Annotated in this window: 16 protein-coding genes; 10 read left to right on the forward strand and 6 right to left on the reverse strand. The window is 72.4% G+C overall.

Annotated elements, in window-relative coordinates; translation table 11 throughout:
- Positions 1–122 precede the first annotated feature (122 nt).
- Genes FHX46_RS14025 through FHX46_RS14040 form a run of 4 tightly spaced genes read left to right on the forward strand, consistent with a single transcriptional unit; the run spans position 123 to position 3,785 of the window.
- A complete protein-coding gene (locus FHX46_RS14025) occupies positions 123–1,196 on the forward strand; it encodes a cupin domain-containing protein (RefSeq protein ID WP_167114263.1) in 1,074 nt (357 codons plus the stop codon).
- A complete protein-coding gene (locus FHX46_RS14030) occupies positions 1,193–2,026 on the forward strand; it encodes a fumarylacetoacetate hydrolase family protein (RefSeq protein WP_167114266.1) in 834 nt (277 codons plus the stop codon). Before FHX46_RS14025 ends, FHX46_RS14030 begins: the two co-directional genes overlap by 4 nt.
- Positions 2,013–2,600: a maleylpyruvate isomerase N-terminal domain-containing protein gene (locus FHX46_RS14035; protein WP_243871269.1), complete on the forward strand. Its 588-nt coding sequence runs from the start codon at positions 2,013–2,015 to the stop codon at positions 2,598–2,600. Before FHX46_RS14030 ends, FHX46_RS14035 begins: the two co-directional genes overlap by 14 nt.
- 12 nt (positions 2,601–2,612) lie before the next feature.
- Positions 2,613–3,785 carry an FAD-dependent oxidoreductase gene (locus FHX46_RS14040; protein WP_167114270.1) on the forward strand — a complete coding sequence of 391 codons (1,173 nt, stop codon included), beginning with the start codon at positions 2,613–2,615 and terminating at the stop codon, positions 3,783–3,785.
- Positions 3,786–3,910: 125 nt separating this feature from the next.
- Here FHX46_RS14040 and FHX46_RS14045 read toward each other — a convergent pair whose 3' ends face one another.
- The 5 genes from FHX46_RS14045 to FHX46_RS14065 form a co-directional block, all read right to left on the reverse strand.
- Entirely contained in the window at positions 3,911–4,828 is a 918-nt protein-coding gene (locus FHX46_RS14045) for a DMT family transporter (RefSeq protein ID WP_313886133.1), read from the reverse strand.
- Positions 4,829–4,871: 43 nt separating this feature from the next.
- Positions 4,872–5,684, reverse strand: a complete 813-nt coding sequence (locus FHX46_RS14050) for a polysaccharide deacetylase family protein (RefSeq protein ID WP_167114272.1) — start codon at positions 5,682–5,684, stop codon at positions 4,872–4,874.
- A gap of 150 nt (positions 5,685–5,834) precedes the next feature.
- Positions 5,835–6,083 carry a hypothetical protein gene (locus FHX46_RS14055; RefSeq protein WP_167114275.1) on the reverse strand — a complete coding sequence of 83 codons (249 nt, stop codon included), beginning with the start codon at positions 6,081–6,083 and terminating at the stop codon, positions 5,835–5,837.
- 223 nt (positions 6,084–6,306) lie between these two features.
- Entirely contained in the window at positions 6,307–6,828 is a 522-nt protein-coding gene (locus FHX46_RS14060) for a 2'-5' RNA ligase family protein (RefSeq protein ID WP_167114278.1), read from the reverse strand.
- 58 nt (positions 6,829–6,886) lie between these two features.
- Positions 6,887–7,213 (reverse strand): ArsR/SmtB family transcription factor, encoded by a 327-nt coding sequence (locus FHX46_RS14065; RefSeq protein ID WP_167114281.1) that lies wholly within the window; start codon positions 7,211–7,213, stop codon positions 6,887–6,889.
- Positions 7,214–7,360: 147 nt separating this feature from the next.
- On the opposite strand from FHX46_RS14065, the gene FHX46_RS14070 reads away from it, so the two are divergent.
- Complete coding sequence (locus FHX46_RS14070) at positions 7,361–8,815, forward strand: MFS transporter (protein WP_208400146.1); 1,455 nt, start codon at positions 7,361–7,363, stop codon at positions 8,813–8,815.
- 51 nt (positions 8,816–8,866) lie between these two features.
- On the opposite strand, the gene FHX46_RS14075 is transcribed toward FHX46_RS14070, so the two are convergent.
- Positions 8,867–9,727, reverse strand: a complete 861-nt coding sequence (locus FHX46_RS14075; protein WP_167114284.1) for a polysaccharide deacetylase family protein — start codon at positions 9,725–9,727, stop codon at positions 8,867–8,869.
- Positions 9,728–9,877: 150 nt separating this feature from the next.
- On the opposite strand from FHX46_RS14075, the gene FHX46_RS14080 reads away from it, so the two are divergent.
- From FHX46_RS14080 to FHX46_RS29030, 5 genes are read left to right on the forward strand one after another with little or no spacing between them, the layout of a single operon-like run.
- Positions 9,878–11,131, forward strand: coding sequence for a CaiB/BaiF CoA transferase family protein (locus tag FHX46_RS14080; protein WP_167114287.1), 1,254 nt, complete (start codon positions 9,878–9,880; stop codon positions 11,129–11,131).
- Complete coding sequence (locus FHX46_RS14085) at positions 11,128–11,919, forward strand: enoyl-CoA hydratase/isomerase family protein (RefSeq protein ID WP_167114290.1); 792 nt, start codon at positions 11,128–11,130, stop codon at positions 11,917–11,919. Before FHX46_RS14080 ends, FHX46_RS14085 begins: the two co-directional genes overlap by 4 nt.
- Positions 11,920–11,921: 2 nt before the next feature.
- Positions 11,922–13,145: an acyl-CoA dehydrogenase family protein gene (locus FHX46_RS14090; RefSeq protein ID WP_167114293.1), complete on the forward strand. Its 1,224-nt coding sequence runs from the start codon at positions 11,922–11,924 to the stop codon at positions 13,143–13,145.
- Complete coding sequence (locus tag FHX46_RS14095; protein WP_167114296.1) at positions 13,142–13,900, forward strand: SDR family NAD(P)-dependent oxidoreductase; 759 nt, start codon at positions 13,142–13,144, stop codon at positions 13,898–13,900. Before FHX46_RS14090 ends, FHX46_RS14095 begins: the two co-directional genes overlap by 4 nt.
- A 16-nt stretch (positions 13,901–13,916) precedes the next feature.
- On the forward strand, positions 13,917–14,795 hold the full coding sequence (locus FHX46_RS29030; protein ID WP_167114299.1) for a 3-hydroxyacyl-CoA dehydrogenase family protein: 879 nt from the start codon (positions 13,917–13,919) through the stop codon (positions 14,793–14,795).
- Positions 14,796–14,797: the final 2 nt, after the last annotated feature.

A 14,797-nucleotide genomic window follows, 5' to 3' on the forward strand; every position in this document is an offset into this window, starting at 1 on the left:
GCGACGTGTTCTTCAGAGCAGAATTGCTGATCCCTGCTGACAGAACGGGCTTACGTTTCCGGCATGCCCGCAGCGTCGCGAGAGGTCGCGCCCGTCGCCGTCAAGGAAGGAGCGGTCACCCGATGACCCCTACCCAGCCGGATCCGTCCCCGGAGCTCGACGAGCTCTACCGCGGCTTCGCGAAGGAACTGCTCGTTCCACTGTGGACCGAGATCGGCGACCTGATGCCGGCGAGCCCGGTGCCGGCGATGCGCCCGCACGCCTGGCGCTGGCAGACCCTGCTGCCGCTCGCGGAGAAGGCCGGTGAGCTGGTCCCGGTCGGCCGCGGCGGCGAGCGGCGCGCCATCGCGCTCGCCAACCCCGGCCTCGGCGGCGCACCGTACGCGACACCCACGCTGTGGGCCGCGATCCAGTACCTCGGTCCCGGCGAGAACGCCCCCGAGCACCGGCACACGCAGAACGCGTTCCGGTTCGTCGTCGAGGGCGAGGGCGTGTGGACCGTGGTCGACGGCGACCCGGTCGCCATGCGCCGCGGCGACTTCCTGCTCACACCGGGCTGGCACTTCCACGGCCACCACAACATCTCGTCCGAGCCGATGGCGTGGATCGACGGGCTGGACATCCCGTTCGTGCACTACACCGGCTCGGCGTTCTTCGAGTTCGGGCCGGAGCGGGTGTCCAGCACCGAGACCCCGGCCCGCTCACGGGCGGAGCGGCTGTGGGCCCACCCCGGCCTGCGCCCGCTGTCGCAGACCGCGCCCGCGGTGCACTCGCCGATCGCCGCCTACCGGTGGGAGCACACCGACGCCGCGCTGACCGACCAGCTCGCGCTGGAGGACGAGGGCCACCCGGGTGTGGTGGAGCCGGGTCACGCCGCGATCCGCTTCACCAACCCGACCACCGGCGGCGACGTGATGCCGACCATCCGCGCGGAGTTCCACCGGCTGCGCGCCGGCGCCCGGACCGCGCCGCGCCGGGAGGTCGGTTCGGCCGTGTGGCAGGTGTTCGAGGGCTCCGGCACGGTCCGGGTCGCCGATCAGGAGTGGCGCGTCGACCACGGCGACCTGTTCGTCGTGCCGTCCTGGGCCGAGGTCACCCTGGCCGCCGGCACGCAGCTGGACCTGTTCCGCTTCAGCGACACCCCGATCTTCGAACGACTGCACGCCGATCGCGTGCAGGTGGGAGGACAGCAGTGAAACTGGCGACCCTGCGCACCGCCGAGGGCACCCGCGCGGTCCGCGTCGAGGGCGAGCGCTACGCCGAGCTCGGCGCGCCCGACGTCGGCGCGTTCCTGGCCCAGGAGGACTGGCGCGCCCAGGCCGCGGCCGTCACCCCGGAGCGGCCGCTGGCCGGTGCCGACCTCGCCCCCGTCGTGCCGCGGCCCGGCAAGATCTTGTGCGTCGGGCTGAACTACCGCAACCACATCCTGGAGATGGGCCGCGAAATCCCGCGGTACCCGACGCTGTTCGCCAAGTACCCGGAGGCGCTGATCGGCCCGGGCGACCCGGTCGCGCTGCCACCGGAGTCGGCCGCGGTGGACTGGGAAGCCGAGCTGGCGCTGATCATCGGCGCGACCGTGCGGCGCGCGGGTGACGCCGAGGCGGCCGCGGCGATCGCCGGATTCAGCGTCCTCAACGACGTCACCGCGCGGGACTGGCAGTACCACTCGCCGATGTGGTTGCCGGGCAAGACGTTCGAGGGCACCACCCCGTTCGGCCCGTACCTGGTGACGCCCGACGAGCTGCCGGGCGGCACCGCACCCGCGCTCGAACTGAGCTGCGCGGTGGACGGCGAGCAGGTGCAGAAGGCGAACACCGGCGACCTGGTGTTCGACCCGGTCCAGCTCGTCCGGTACGCCTCGACGATCCTGACGCTGCGGCCCGGTGACGTGATCGCCACCGGCACGCCCGGCGGCGTCGGCCATGCCCGCAAGCCGCCGCGCTACCTGTCGCACGGCGCCCGGCTGGTCACCGAGATCAGCGGCCTCGGCCGGCTGGAGAACGTGGCCCGTGATGAGCAGGCGTGACTGGATGGACGAGGGCACCCGGCTGGTCCTGCGGGTGATCGGCGAGCTGCCCGACGGCGCGTTCGACGCGCCGACGCTGCTGCCCGGCTGGACCCGCCGCCACCTCGTCGCGCACCTGCACTACAACGCCGAAGCGTTGCGGCGCCTGGTGAGCTGGGCGCGCACCGGGGTCGAGTCCCGGATGTACGCCGGCACCGGGCAGCGCAACGCCGAAATCGAAGCGGGTGCGCACCTGCCCGTGCCGGAACTGCGGCGGCTGGTCCGCGGATCGGCGGACGCACTGGCCGCGGACCTGGACGCGCTGCCGGCCGGAGCCTGGTCGAACGAAGTCGTCACCGCGCAGGGCCGCACCGTCCCGGCCACCGAGATCGTCTGGATGCGCACCCGCGAGGTCGCCGTGCACGCCGTCGATCTCGGTGCCGGCGTGGACTTCGCGGACCTGCCTGCGGACCTGGTCCGGGCACTCATCGACGACACGCTGACCCGCCGGATCGCGCAGGGGCACGGTCCGGCACTGGCGAGCTGGTTCACCGGACGCACCGCCCAGGCCCCTGATCTGGGCCCCTGGTTGTAGGAGGAGATGCAGATGAGCGGCACCGAGGTGGTGGTCGTCGGTGGTGGCATCGGCGGACTGGCCAACGCCTACGCCCTGGCCGCGGCCGGGCACCGGGTCCGGGTGCTCGAGCGGGCGCCGGAGTTCGCCGAGGTGGGTGCGGGGTTGCAGCTGGCGCCGAACGCCACCCGGATCCTGCGTGAGTGGGGCCTGCTCGACGAGGTGGTCGCCCGCGGCGTGCTGCCGCGGCGGCTCGTGCTCAAGGACGCGCTCGACGGCGCGGAACTGACCTCGCTGGACCTCGGGCCCGGGTTCGTCGGCCGCTACGGCGCGCCGTACGTGGTGATCCACCGCAGCGACCTGCTGACGATCCTGCACGATGCCTGCCGGGATGCCGGGGTCGAGCTGCTGGCCGATCACCAGGTCGACGACGTCGAGGTGCGTGCCGACGGTGTGCGCGTGCGGGTGGGGGAGCGGGAGTTCGCCGGGGACGCGGTGCTGGCGGCGGACGGGTTGTGGTCGTCGCTGCGGTCGCGGCTGTCCGCCGATCAGCCGGTGTGTTCCGGGTACGTGGCCTACCGGGGTACCCGCCCGGTGGCGGAGGTGACCGGCCTGGACGCCGACGTGCTGACCGATGTGGTCGTCCACTTCGGACCACGGTGCCACCTCGTGCAGTACCCGTTGCGCGGTGGTGAGCTGCTCAACACGGTGGCGGTGTTCGCCTCGCCGGCCTACGACCGGGGCGATGCGGAGTGGGGCGGGCCGGACGAGCTGGACGCGGCGTTCGAGGGCACGTGCGACGCGGTGCGGCGCGGCTTGGCGTGGCTGTGGCGGGATCGGCGGTGGCCGATGTACGACCGGCTGCCCGCGCGGAACTGGGTGGACGGCCGCCTGGCGCTCACCGGGGACGCCGCGCATCCGATGTTGCAGTACCTGGCGCAGGGTGCGTGCCAGGCGCTGGAGGACGCGCACAGCCTGGCCGGTGAGGTCGCCAAGCAGCAGGCCGCGTCGGCGCTGGACTGGCCGTCCGCGCTCAGCGCCTACGCGCAGGCCCGCCTCGACCGGACCGCGCGGGTGCAGTCCAGCGCCCGCGTGTGGGGCGAGCTGTGGCACTGCGACGGGCTGGCCCGCCTGCTGCGCAACCAGTACCTGGGCGAACGCCGGCTGGACGACTACCGCTGGACCGACTGGCTGTACCGGCCCTGACTGCTCCGTTCGGAGCGGTGGCGGGACCGGAACGGGCTCCGGAAACGGTTTCACCGGGGCCGGAACATGCGCGGATGACCGGGTGCTCGACGGCCGGGCGGTGGTCGCCGCGCGCGGGACGCCGGTCAGGGTTTTCCCGCCGGGTCCCGCGCGCCGGGCGAGGTCCGCGGCCGCAGGAACGGGCGGCGGCAGGTCTCGCCCGTGCGCGCCAGCAGCACCACGCCGACAACGGCGACCAGTGCGGCCGGTCCCCACGCGGCGGCGTGGCCGGGTTCCAGCCGTTCCCCGAGGAGCAGCCGGGCCGCCGGGATCGCCGCCAGCGGGTCGAGGACCGTCAGCGCGGGCAACGACCAGGCCAGGGCGCCCCGCGAATACGCTTGCTGGCTGCCGATCTGCGCCACCACGGCGACCACGATCGCCGCCGCCACCAGGAACCAGAACGCGCCGTCGGTGAGGGCGTGCCCGCTGCGGCCGGCCTCCTTGAACGCGGACGAGATCAGCACGGCGGCGCAGCCGGCCGCGATCCCGGCGCACACCCCGCACACCACGGCAGCGGGAGCGGCGCCGCGGCGCGTGCGCGCGGCGAGCCCGACCAGCACCAGCACCCCGGCGACCACGCCCAGCACCACGACCGGGTTGGGCAGGTGGTCCGGCCGCCCCTGGGCCGGGCGCGCGGTCAGCAGGAACGCCGTCAGCCCGCCCACGGTGCACACCGCGCCGAGCACTTCACCACGCCCGGGCAGGCAACGGTCCCACACCGCCCGCACGGCCAGCGCGATCACCATCGCGCCCGCCAGCAGGGGCTGCACGATCGATACCGGCGCGAACGCGAGCGCGGCCACCTGCACGAGACTGCCGGAGGCGGTCGCGGCCTGGCCGCCGAGCCACATCGGGCGGCGCACCAGTGCCCGCAGGTCGACGTCCCGCCCGGAGAGGGACTCGTGCTGCAGGACCGATCCCACCGCGAACAACACGGCCGCGATCACCGCGAGCACGGTGCCGGTGGTGTAGGCGCCGACCCCGGCCAGATGAGGAGCGTGCACGCCCGCTGGTCTTCCCGACCGGCAACGCGCCGAAACGCGCCGGTCAGTGCTCGGCGGGCGGGAACATCTCGCGGAGCGTGACCGGGGTCAGGTTGCGCTGCCGGACGAGGTCGGCGATCTGGTCGAGCAGGCCGAGCACCGTGGGGTGGTTGGCGTGGCCGAGCAGGATCGTCCCCGGTTGCAGGTACCGGCGGGCCTGCGACATCAGGTAGTCGGGGGTGACCAGCTTCGAGTCGCCGTAGGAGCCGTTCCACATCACCGTGTTGCGGTAGCCGAGCTCGGCGGCGACACCGTCGACGTGCGGGTTGTGGAAGCCGAACGGCGGCCGGTAGTACGGCGTGGTGCGGGTGCCGAAGGTGGTGCTGACCCACTCGTCGTTGCGCTCGAGCTCGGCGCGGATCTGCGCGTCGGTCATCGGGCGGAGGTCGTGGTGGTTGTAGGTGTGGTTGATGATCTGCACCTGGCCCGCCTCGATCAGCGGGGTGAGCGTGGCGGCGTGCGGTGCCCACGCGTGGGCGTAGAGACCGTTCGGGCTGAACGTGAGGTGGATGCCGGTGCGGTGGGCGAAGGCGACGTAACCGGCGACCACCTCGTTGCTGTAGCCGTCGTCCACGGTCAGCGCGATCTGGTTGCTCCCGGCCGGTCCCTTGCTCAGCACCCGGGTCGGCCCGTCGGCGCCGGTGTCGGCCGGCACGTCCGGATCGCTGCCGCTCGGCGGCCCGGGTGAGGTGGTGGCGGTCGGGGACGGTGCGGTGCCGGGCCGGTCGTCGGCACACCCGGTGACGGCAACGGCGGCGCCCAGCGCCAGCAGTCCGAAGAACGCCCGGCGCTCCACCGGGTTCCGGGGTGCACGCATACCGCCGACTCTACCGATCACCCCGCCGCGGCACGGGAACCCGGCGGAGCCGCGTTCTCAGCGTCCGCTCAGCAACCCCGGACCCGGACGGACCATTGTGGACGATGGTGACAGCGCGCACACCCGGCGCCACCCGGGGTCCCCGGGTACTCATCCCTCACCGGTGGATTCCGGCAGGAGCCGGTGCCGCGCGTGCCGCACCAGCAGACCGTCCGCACCCGTGCCGACCTCACCGGTGACGCGGAGCAGCCGGCCGACCTCCAGGCCGCGGGCGGGTGGCGCGAACTCGACGGTGACCTCGCCGGTGGCGTCGACGAGGCGCCCGAGCATCCGCGGCTCGTGGTAAGACCCCGCCCGCGCGGGTGTAGGCACGACGACCTGGCGGTAGGGCAGGGTCACCAGCAGGGGACAGCACGCCGAGTGCGACGGGATTGGACAGTCGCCCGGTGTGCCGCCGGCCGGTGATCAGCGGACGCCCGAGCAGGATGCGTTTCAGCACGTACCGGAGTGACTCCTCGGGCGGGCGCGGTACCGCTCAAGATTTCGTCAAGGATTCCGCCCGCTGGACGACGTCCCTCGCCAGGGGTATGGACCGCGGCCCACCGGGCGGGGCCGGGCAGTCCTAAGACGACGGTGCGGCGCGGAACCGGAACCGGTCCACCAGACGCCATCCGGTGCCCGGCACCGCCAGCCACGCCTCCGTCAGCCGCGCGCGCAGCGGAAGCCCGGAGTCCACCGCCCGCGCGAGCGCCGCGCCGTCGGGGGCGTCCATCGCGATGGTCACGTGCGCGTCGACGGTGTCGCCGAACCGGCCGTCGTAGGGCCGCAGCCGCGGCCACCGGCGCCGCAGGCGGGCGATCAGCTCGTGCAGCGGTTCGGCGGGTTCCGTCCGCAGGAACACGAACCCGTCCCGGACGTGGCAGCGTGTGAACCGCACCTCGAGTTCGCTCTGCTGCCCGAGGAGGTCCGGCAGGGCCGCGGTGGTGGCCACGTCCAGGTCGGCGGCGGGCAGGAACGGGTACAGCAGCGTCAGGTGCGCGGGCAGCCCGCGCCGCGCGGCGGTCGACTGCGCGGCCACGCGCGCCAGCAGCGGGTCGGCGGCCGGTACCGGGATCGCGAGCGCGCTGCGCCCGTCGGTGGTCATGACCCGTTCCTACCGCTTCCCCCCGCCGGACGCGAAACGGCGGCGGCGGGCGGCGGGTTCAGGCGCCGGTTTCGTCGGTGCGGGCGCCGTCGAGGATGGTGTCCAGCAAACCGGGGTAGCGGGTGTCGAGGTCCTCCCGGCGCAGCGTCAGCAGGTTCTCCCGGCCGGACGGCTCCTGGATGATCACCCCGGCGTCGCGCAGGACCCGCCAGTGGTGGGTCATCGTCGACTTGGCGGGGATGCCCAGCTCGGTCAGCACGCTGCCGCAGTTGTGCTCACCGCCGCCGTCGAGCACGCGCACGGCCGCCAGGCGCACGGGATGCCCCAGCGCCGACAGCACGCCGTCAATGCGGATCTGGTCACGGGCCGGATGACGATACCTCACGGTACTACCATACCGCGATACGCGAACAATCGTAGGTATCCCCTTGCCAAGCGATACGACTGTACGCAATTATTCGTACAGTCGTACTTCGGTTGGCCGGTGTCGCCCAGCCGTTTCCTCTCGAGATTCCGGAAGGTGTCCTGTCACATGTCCGCTGTTCCGAGCCCGCCCGCCGGGCGGAAGCTGGGGTGGATCCTGGCCCTGCTGGCGCTGGCGCAACTGATCTACGCGCTCGACCTGAACATCGTCTTCGTCGCCCTCCCCGAGATCGGTGCGGAGCTGGGCTTCCCCGGGCAGACCCAGCAGCTGGTGGTGAGTGCCTACGTGGTGTTCGCCGGCGGGTTCCTGCTCTTCGGCGGACGGGCCGCCGACCTGCTCGGCCGCCGCCGGGTCTTCGTGTTCGCTCTGGCCCTGTACGCGGTGTCGTCGCTGGCCGGTGGCCTCGCGCCGACCCCGGCCACGATCATCGTCGCGCGCGCGGTGCAGGGGATCGGGGGCGCGCTGCTGCTGCCGTCCACCCTCTCGCTGATCAACACGCTGTTCCCGGAGGGCCCGCAGCGCAACCGGGCGCTCGCGGTCTGGGGCGGCGCGGGCGCGAGCGGTCTGACCATCGGCGCGCTGCTGGGCGGCGTGCTCACCGAGAACTTCGGCTGGCCCGCGGTGTTCTACGTCAACGTGCCGCTGGCCGGCATCGTGGCGCTGGCCGCGCTGGCGGTCATCCCGCGCGACCCGGCCCGCGGGGAGAAGCGCCGCTTCGACCTGCCCGGTTCGCTGACCGTCACCGCAGGTGCGACGCTGCTCGTCTTCGCCCTGGTCCAGGGGCCGGAGCAGGGCTGGGGGAGCTCCCTGGTGGTCGGCGCGTTCGTGCTGGCCGCGCTGTTGCTGGTGGCGTTCGCGGTGATCGAACAGCGCAGCGCCGATCCGCTGATGCCGTTCCGGTTGTTCCGCAACCGCAGCCTGACCATGGGCATGACCGTCACCTTCATCTACATGGCCACCTTCGGTGTGCTGCCGTACTTCCTGACGGTGCTGATGCAGAGCGTGCACGGCTTCAGCGCCCTGCAGACCGGCCTGGCCTTCCTGGTTCCGTCGCTGGCCATCGCGACCGGCACCCAGCTGGGCGAACGGATGACCACGCGGATGGGCCTGCGCCCCACCCTGCTGATCGGGTTCGGGGTCGGTGTGGTCGGCACCGCCGTGATGGCGATCGGGTTCGACGCCGGTGCCGGTTACGGCATGCTCGTGCCCGGGCTGATCGTCTCGGGTGTCGGGCAGGGCGTGGTGTGGACGGCGATGTGGATCGCCGCCGCCACCGGAACGGCGCCGAACGAACAGGGTGTGGCCAACGGCATCGCGTCCACGGCCCTGAACATCGGCAACGCCATCGGCCTCGCGGTGTTCACCGCGCTCGCCGAGATCGGCACCGGTGGCAAGACCGGCGAGAACCTGCGCGAGGCCACGGCGCACGGCGAGTTCGTCGTGGTGCTGCTGACCGCGGCCGGCATGGTCGTCGGGTTCCTGGTGAGCCTCGCCCTGCCGCGGGCGAAGGCACCGGCGCCGGTGCTGCCCGAGGCGCCGAGCCCGGACCCCATCGCCTCCTGACCGCGACGGCGGTCCGGCCGGCCACCGCCCGGCCGGACCGCCGCTCGCGGTTCAGGCGGTGGTGCGCCGGTAGTGCTCGGCGATCTCGTCACTGGTGGTCAGCCAGACGCCCTCGTGGCCGGCGATGTAGGCCAGCGCCTCGTCGAGGTAGCGCGCCCGGAACGGCTGGCCGATGACGAACGGGTGCAGTGCGAGCGCCATCACCCGCCCGCTCGACGCCGAGTCCGCGTAGAGCTGGTCGAACTGGTCCTTGATGATCTGCAGGACCTCCGGACCGGTGAATCCTTTGGTGACGAACATGAGCAGGTCGTTCACCTCGAGCGTGTAGGGGACGCTCAGCAGGCCGGGCACGTTCAGCCGGTAGGGCTGGTCGTCGTTGGTCCAGTCCAGCACGTAGCTCAGGCCGAGTTCGGCCAGCAGCCGTGGCGTGTTCATCGTCTCGGTCAGGCCGGGACCCATCCAGCCCTGCGGCCGCTGCCCGCTCGCCTTCTCGATGGTGGTGACGATGTCGGCGAGGATCTCCCGCTCCTCGTCGATCTCCAGGTTCGCGTGCAGCCGCGAGTTGGTCTGCCCGTGCGCGAGCCAGGCCCAGTTCCGGGCGCGTCCGGCCTCGATGACCTGCGGGTAGTGCTCCGCGACCTCCGAGTTGAGCAGCGTCGATGCCCGGATCCCGTACCGGTCCAGGGTCTCGATCACGCGCCAGATCCCCACGCGCATCCCGTAGTCGCGCCAGCCGTAGTTGAGCGGGTCGGGCACCAGGGTGTTGGTCGACGCCCAGATGCTGGTCGACGGCTTGTCCACGTGGAAGTGCTCGATGTTGAGGCCGACGTAGAAGGCGACGCGCGCACCGTTGGGCCAGGTGATCGGCTCGCGATCAACGATCGGCTGGTAGTCGAAGAGTTCTACGTTCATGCTTCCAGCCTGCAACCTTCACATCAGTGTAAAGGTCAAGCGGCTGCAATTCGCTAAATGTCAGACGTTGAGCAACCTGCTTACTTACTGCTAGTCTGCGAGCTCTCTGCTGGTGCAAGTGTCAGCCCGAACCAACGGGAGGGGAAGCCGATGCCGGTCGCACTCGGACCGCTCGAGGGTGTCCGTGTGGTGGACATGACCACGTCCTACGCGGGGCCCACGGCCGCGATGTACCTCGGTGACCTCGGTGCCACGGTCATCAAGGTCGAGCGCCCGGGGACGGGGGACGACGCGCGTGGCTGGGGGCCGCCCTTCGTGGCCGGGGAATCGGCCTGGTTCGCCTCCGCCAACCGCAACAAGCAGTCCGTCGTGCTCGACATCCGCGCGCCGGAGGGGCGCGACGTGCTGTTGCGGCTGGTCGACACCGCCGACGTGTTCCTGCACAACGTGAACCCGGCCAAGGCCGCCGCTCTCGGCATCGCCGGTGAGCAACTGCGCTCCCGCAACCCGCGCCTGGTCTACTGCGCGCTGTCGGGTTTCGGGCTGGACGGCCCGGACAGCAGCCTGCCGGGCTACGACCTGGTCGCGCAGGCCCGCTCCGGACTGATGTCGGTGACCGGGGAACAGGGACGCAGCCCGCAGCGCGTGTCGACCGCGTTGTCCGACGTGGTCACCGGGATGTGTGCGGCCATCGCGGTCAACGCCGCCCTGGTCCGGCAGCGGGTCAGCGGCGCGGGCGAGATCATCGACGTCTCCCTGCTCGACGCCGACCTCGCGCTCATGGCGCCGCGGATCGCCGCCTTCCACGCCGGTGAGCCCGAACCGGCACCCAGTGGCGGCACCGATTCGGTGCTCGCCGTCTACCAGCCCTTCGAGACCGCGGACCGCACGATGGTGGTCGCCGTCGGCAACGACCTGATGTGGCAGCGCCTCTGCGGCGCGCTCGACCTGGCGGAGCTGGCCGCCGATCCCGCGCTGGCCACCAACGCGGGCCGGCGCGAGCAGCGGGCTCGCGTCACCGAGGCGATCGCCGCCCGCCTCGCCACCCGGCCCGCGGCGGACTGGCTGCGGATCCTCGGCACCGCCCAGGTGCCCGCCGCGATCGTGCACACTCTGTCCGAAGTGGTCAAGGACCCGCAGGTGGTGGCCCGCGGCGCGGTGCTCCCGGTACCGGGCTCGGGCGACGAGCTGGTCACCGTTCGCAGCCCGTTCCGCCTGTCGTCGGTGGCGCCGCGCAACGAACGGTTCCCGGCGCTCGGCGAGCACACCCGCCAGGTCCTGCGCGGCCTGGGCTATCACGAGGAGGACATCGCGCGGATGAAACGCAAGGGCGTGGTTTCCGACGGCCCCGGTGACACCCGGACCGTCGAGGTCGGCGTGGCCGGTGAGGCGGCGGCGTCATGAGCGACCTGCTCGCGCAGCGCAGCGGCGCGGTGGTGACGCTCACCCTCCACCGCCCGGCGGCGCTGAACGCCCTCACCGGCGCGCTGCTGGCCGACCTGCGCCGGGCGGTGGAGGAGGCAGCCGACGACCGGACGGTCCGCGCGGTGGTGATCACCGGCAGCGGGGAGAAGGCGTTCAGCGCCGGAGCCGACCTGAACGAGATCTCGGTACTGGGATCGGATCTGGACAAGGCACGGGAGGTGATGGCGGCGGGGCAGGACGCGTTGCGCGCCATCGAGCGCGCCCCGGTTCCGGTCATCGCCGCCGTCAACGGGCTCGCGCTCGGCGGCGGGTTCGAGCTGGTCCTGGCCTCGACCTTCGCGGTGCTGTCCACCCGGGCGTCGCTGGGGCTGCCCGAGGCGGCCCTGGGCCTGATCCCCGGCTACGGCGGTACCCAGCGGCTCCCGCGCGCGGTCGGGCACCGGGTCGCCGCGCACCTGATGCTGACCGGGGCCCGGCTGTCCGCCGACCGCGCCTACGAACTGGGCGTGACGCCGGTGCCACCCGTGGCACCGGAGGAGCTCCTGCCCACCGCGACGTCGATCGCCGAGACGATCGCCGCGCGCGGCCCGCTCGCCGTGCGCGCCATCCTGCACGCCGCCGAGGCAGCCCGGGACGTGCCGCTGGAGGAGGGGCTGACCACCGAAACCGAGCTCGCGGCGCGGGCGATCGCGAGCCCGGAATCCACCGAGGGGGTGGCCGCGTTCACCGAGCGCAGGTCCCCCGTGTTCCCGGACCCGGAGGACTGAGGATGCCCGCCGAGCCACTCGACTTGGACATCGACCCCGACGCGTACCACCGCCTGCACGCGTCGCTGGACGAACCGGCGGCGGATGCGGCGCTGACCCCGCGCGAGCGGGAGGTCCGCGACCGCACCAGGGAGGTGGTGGCGGCGGAGGTCGCGCCGCGCGCGGCGATCCTGGACGCCACGCACGCCTTCGCCCACGAGGGCGTGCAGGCGCTGGCCCGGGCCGGCCTGTGCGGGCTGCTGTTCCCGGAACACCTCGGGGGCAGCGGCGACAGCACCGTCGCCTACGCGGTGGCGATGGAGGAGGTCACCGCCGGGTGCGCGGCGACCAGCCTGGTGTTCATGACCCAGACCCACGCCGCCTACCCCATCCTGCTCGCCGGCACGGACGACCTGCGGCAGCGGTACATCCCCGGGCTGCTCGACGCCTCGCGCTACGGCTCGCTCGCCATCACCGAACCGGACGCGGGCTCCGATGTCGCCTCGCTGAAGACGACCGCCACCGAAACCCCGGACGGCTGGTCGATCACCGGGCAGAAGACCTTCATCACCACCGGCGACAAGGCCGACGTGATCGTCTGTTTCGCCACCGTCGACCGCGCACTGGGCCGCCAGGGCGTGACCGCCTTCGTCATCGACGGTGATCGCCCGGGCCTGACCCGCGGTGCGCCGTTCACGAAGATGGGCATGCACGGTTCGAGCACTGCCGAGCTGTTCTTCGACCGCGTCCCGGTTCCGCGGGACAACGTGCTCGGCGAGGTGGGCGGCGGCTGGTCGGTGGTGATGAGCTCGGTCGTGAAGTCGCGCATCAGCGCGGCCGCGCAGGGCGTCGGCCTGGCCCGCGCCGCCTACGCGCGCACGCTCGCGGCGCTGACCCGGCTGCACGGTTCCCGGCTGCCGGACGAGTGCTCGTTCGAGCTCGCCGGGCTGCGGGGCCGCATCCTGCAAGGCCGGCTCCTGCTGCACGCCGTCGCCCGGCAGGTCGACGCGGACCCGCGGGTGTCCCCGGGCCAGATCGCGATCATGAAGCAGTCGTGCACGGACCTGGGGTTCCGCGCGGCGGTGGACGCCGCCCGCATCCTCGGCCCGTACGGCGACCTCGCCGCGGTGGGGGTCGAGCGCTGCCTGCGCGACGCCAAGGTCACCCAGATCTACGACGGCACCAACGAGATCCAGCGGCTGCTCATCGGCCGCGAAACCACCCGGGCGATGGAGGGTGTGGCGTGACCACAGGAAATTTGCAGGGCAAGGTCGCCATCGTGACCGGCGCGGGCCGCGGGCTGGGCCGGGCGATGGCGCAGGCACTGGCCGAAGCGGGGGCGGCGGTCACCGTCGCCGCGCGCACCCGGTCCGAACTGGACCGCTTCGTCGACGAGGTGAAGGCCTCCGGTGGTTCGGCGCTGGCCTGTCCCACCGACATCACCGACGAGTCCGCGGTGGAGCAGATGGTCACCGCGACGGTCGAGACGTTCGGACGGGTGGACATCCTCGTCAACAACTCCGGCATCGTGGCGACCTCCGCCCTGGTCGACCAGCCGGCGGCGGAGTGGGACCGGGTGATCGCGACCAACCTGCGCGGCACCTTCCTGGCGACCCGCGCCGTCGGCAGGCACCTGATCGCCCAGGGCTCGGGCAAGGTCGTCAACATCGCGTCCAACTTCGCCCTCCAGGGCATCGCGCGGCACGCGGCGTACTCGGCGTCCAAGGGCGCGATCATCGCCTTCACCCGCTCGATGGCCGTGGAATGGGCCCCGCACGGGATCCAGGTGAACGCGATCGCGCCCGGCTACTTCGCCACCGCGCTGAACGCCGATGTGCACGGGAACCCGGACATGCTGGCGCGCGTGGTGCGGGCGATCCCGGCGCGCCGGATGGGGGATCCGGATGAACTCAAGCCGTGGCTGCTGCTGCTGGCCGGCCCCGCTTCGGACTTCATGACCGGCGAGGTCGTCGTCATCGACGGCGGCCAGAGCATCCGCTGACACCCCGGGAGAACGAGTGAGCAACGAGAGCAAGACCGTCGCCGTCCTCGGCGCCGGCACCATGGGCTCGGGCATCGCGACCGTCATGGCGCGGGCCGGGCACCGCACGATCCTGTTCGACATCGACGAGGCCAACCTCCAGCGGGGTCTGGGTACCGTCCGCGGGTTCCTGGACAAGAGCGTCCAGCTCGGCAAGCTCGACGCCGGCGCCGCGCAGGCGGCCAAGGACGGCTTGTCCGGCACCACCGAGCTGACCGATCTGGCGCCGTGCGACGTCGTGGTCGAGGCCGTGTTCGAGGACCTGGCGCTGAAGAAGGACACCTTCGGCCGGCTCGACGACATCGTGTCCGACTCGACCCTGTTCCACACGAACACCTCGACGTTGTCGGTGACCGGCATCGCCAGCGGTTCCCGCCGTCCGGAGCGCGTGGTGGGCACCCACTACTGCAACCCGGCGCCGTTGATGAAGCTCGTCGAGGTCGCCGACGGCCGGCACACCGCGACCTGGGCGCACCGGGCGACCGTGGAGTTCCTCGCCTCGCTGGGCAAGACCAGCGTCGTGACCCAGGACCGGCCCGGGTTCATCGTCAACCGGTTCCTCATCCCGTGGGAGAACTCCTGCATCCGGGCACTGGAAGCGGGCTGGGCCACCAAGGAGGCCATCGACGCCGCCGTGCCGGGCGCGCTGGGGCACCCGATGGGCCCGTTCCGGCTGCTCGACATCGTCGGTCTGGACATCCACCAGCAGGTGTCCACCCGGCTGTACGAGCAGTTGCGCGACGACCGGTTCTTCCCGCCGCCGATGGTCGAGCGGATGGTCGCCGCGGGCGATCTGGGCCGCAAGACCGGCCGCGGGTTCTACGAGTACGACGACACCCGGTTGTTCGGGTCCTGAGG

It is taken from the genome of Amycolatopsis viridis (genome assembly GCF_011758765.1).
GTDB classification, from domain to species: Bacteria; Actinomycetota; Actinomycetes; order Mycobacteriales; family Pseudonocardiaceae; genus Amycolatopsis_E; species Amycolatopsis_E viridis.